The organism is Helcococcus bovis, from assembly GCF_046035835.1.
Classification (GTDB): Bacteria; Bacillota; Clostridia; order Tissierellales; family Peptoniphilaceae; genus Helcococcus; species Helcococcus bovis.
The window spans coordinates 1-2912 of record NZ_JBFNGB010000037.1; the positions used below are offsets into that span (position 1 = coordinate 1).

Here is a 2912-nt window from a genome sequence, read left to right on the forward strand (position 1 = left end):
TTAAGAGTAAAACGTCTTTTATATTGTCTATTTTGCCTTGCAAAATATTTCTGTATTATTCATCTTCTTTTTTCTTTTTAGCAGCAAACAACAAACCTGCTGCAGTTTATATGGATGCAATAATGTTATCAATCCAGTATTTCCTGTTGATGGATTTTCAATTCCTTTATGATTCTTTGGATCATTTGTTTTTCCTTGTGTTATAGGTGTAGGTGGTGTTAATATTGTTCATGGAATTAATGTTTTTCCATAATTTTTTACCCTTACCTAACAATTAAAAAAAACACAAAAGATGAAAACATCCTCTGTGTCTTTAATATTACTTTATTAAATTATATTATTTTCTACCTCTAACTAAATCTACTAGCCATAGTAAAATACATGCACCAAGTACAGCGATTGCTACACCACCGATTGATACTTTATCTGCTGATATACCTGCAAAACCTGCTACAGCTCTACCAATTACACCACCAACTATACCTACGATGATATTTGCTATTGCTCCCATTGAAGCATCTTTTTTCATTATAATACTTGCTAGCCATCCAGCTAAGGCACCTAATAATATACTTACTAACCAACCCATAATTTTCTCCCTTTTTATTCATCTATTTATTAGCATTATAAACAAATATTATTTAGTATACTAATATACTATATACATGCCCAAAATAATTAATCTTAAACAATTATATATTATTCACCAATAAATTGTGTAAAGGCATCAGTAAATTTCTTTAAGAATTCAATTGTTCTTTCTGTTGCGTTTCCATTTTCATCAAAATTATCTTTTACATTTGCAAGCATTGTTTCTGGTTGTCCCATAATCTTCATATTTGAGAAAAACATTGATGTTCTTAACTCATAATTCGCTCTCATAGCACCAAATCCGCCTGTTGAAGCACTTACTACAGCCGCATGTTTGTTTATCCATGCTTGATCCATATATGGTCTTGAACCGATATCAAATGCATTTTTTAGCACTCCTGGTACTGATCTGTTGTACTCTGGTGTAACAAAGATGATACCATCTTGCTCTTTAACTTTATTTCTAAATTCTGTAACTACTGATGGAAGATTTGCTGGATCTTCATCAAATTCTTCGTTATAAAATGGTAAATTTGCAATTTCAATAAATTCTACTTCAAATTTTTCTGATAATAAATCCTTAATTACTTCAGCAACTTTCTTGTTATATGATGCCTTTCTAACACTTCCTACTATTAATCCTATTTTTTTCATTTTGTCCCCCTTATTTTTTATTCTTTCTAATTTTACCCAGAAAATTTTTTTTCAAACAAAATTAATAAATAAATTTGAAATTTTTTGTTTCGTCAACTTTAATTTCATGATTATTTTGGAAGTAGTTAATCATAAGTTCACTCATATCAAAGTTTATTTCTTTAACTACTTTAGCCCCTTCATAACATGGATATTCATTTACGTTTGAAGCTCTATAGTTATTTAAAACTACCGTATACATTTTATCCAAATCTAACTCTTTACCATTTTTTGTAATCGATACTACTCTATCTAAAAATGGTCTTCTTAAATCAGCTTCAAATTCTAGTCCATAGTAAAAATCATAAATATAATTTCTTAATTTTGGCTTAATATATTTTGGATTTACTATAGGATTTCCATTTTCATCAATTACAAAATATGTTGCTGATTTTTCTATCGCCGCCTTTATAACATGACCTGAAACTTCTAGAACCTTTAATGTGTTTGGATATGGATAATTTACAAGTACATCTCTAATACTAATATCTTTTTTAAATCCTATTGCAGTATCAAATAATGTTGTTGTTGAAAAATCTGCATCTGCAACATCCATCTGTATTTTTTGTAGCAAATTAATATATGGATGCCCAAAAAACCTAGCTTTAAATTGATCTGTTATTTCTATATCTTTATCTAATTCACCTATAATTTCAGCAAGATATACATCTAATTTTTCATTTGTCTGAGTAAATATTTCACTAAATTTACTATCTATTTCAATATCAAGAGATTCAACTTCAACTAATTTATAATCTACTGTTTTTTCTTCTGTATCTATTACTAATTTCGTAAAGTTCCTTGCATTGTTTATAGGTTGAGAACAGATTACATCTCCTATTTTTGTAATAAATGATCTATGTTGATGTCCACTTAAAACTGCATTTATACTATTATATGTTTGAAGCATTTCACTCGCTTGGTTTTCACCATTTAATTTTTCAGTAGGAATAAATTCCTCATCTAAACTTTTTTCAAATCCACCATGATATAGAAAAATTACATAATCAGAATTTTCAACAATTTCCTTTTCATATTTACCATATTCTTCAACAGGATTTAAAAATTCTAAACCTTCAATATTTTGAGAATTTTCCCAATTTGGAATATAAGCTGTAGTAGCTGCAAAAACTCCAACTCTAAATCCATTTAAATCAAATATTTTATATGGTTTATTTCCAAGTTTAAGGCCTTTTATATTTGAATTTAATACAAGATCTTTTACTTGTTCATATGATTTATATAAATAATCTTGTCCATAATTAAATTCATGATTTCCCATTACATAGGCATCATATTTCGCCATTTTCAGCAATGTCAAAATCGGATTTATATCCGGTTTAATTTTCGATAAATAATTAGTCATTGCTGAACCTTGTATTAAATCTCCACCTTCAAGCAATAAACTTCTGTCATAATTTTCTCTATCTTTTTCAATAAATGATAATATTTTCAACATACCTAAATTTTGGTATTCTACATAATTTGTAGGAAACACGTATCCGTGCATATCAGTTGTGTGATATATAGCTATTTTCATTCTCCCTCACTTTCTCAAAATATATTATAGCAGAAATGAATGCTTAAAGGTATTATTTTATTGCATAAAAAAACTCTCTTCATATTTT

General features: G+C 27.9%; 3 protein-coding genes. All 3 read right to left on the minus strand.

What is annotated here, in order from left to right:
- Positions 1-337 precede the first annotated feature (337 nt).
- Positions 338-589: a GlsB/YeaQ/YmgE family stress response membrane protein gene (locus ABGF48_RS08345; protein ID WP_408105881.1), complete on the minus strand. Its 252-nt coding sequence runs from the start codon at positions 587-589 to the stop codon at positions 338-340.
- Positions 590-699: 110 nt separating this feature from the next.
- On the minus strand, positions 700-1245 hold the full coding sequence (locus tag ABGF48_RS08350; RefSeq protein ID WP_408105882.1) for an NADPH-dependent FMN reductase: 546 nt from the start codon (positions 1243-1245) through the stop codon (positions 700-702).
- A 61-nt stretch (positions 1246-1306) separates the two neighbouring features.
- The gene (locus tag ABGF48_RS08355) at positions 1307-2824 is read right to left on the minus strand and encodes a bifunctional metallophosphatase/5'-nucleotidase (RefSeq protein ID WP_408105883.1); all 1518 of its coding nucleotides are present in this window, start codon (positions 2822-2824) and stop codon (positions 1307-1309) included.
- Between the last annotated feature and the right edge of the window lie 88 nt (positions 2825-2912).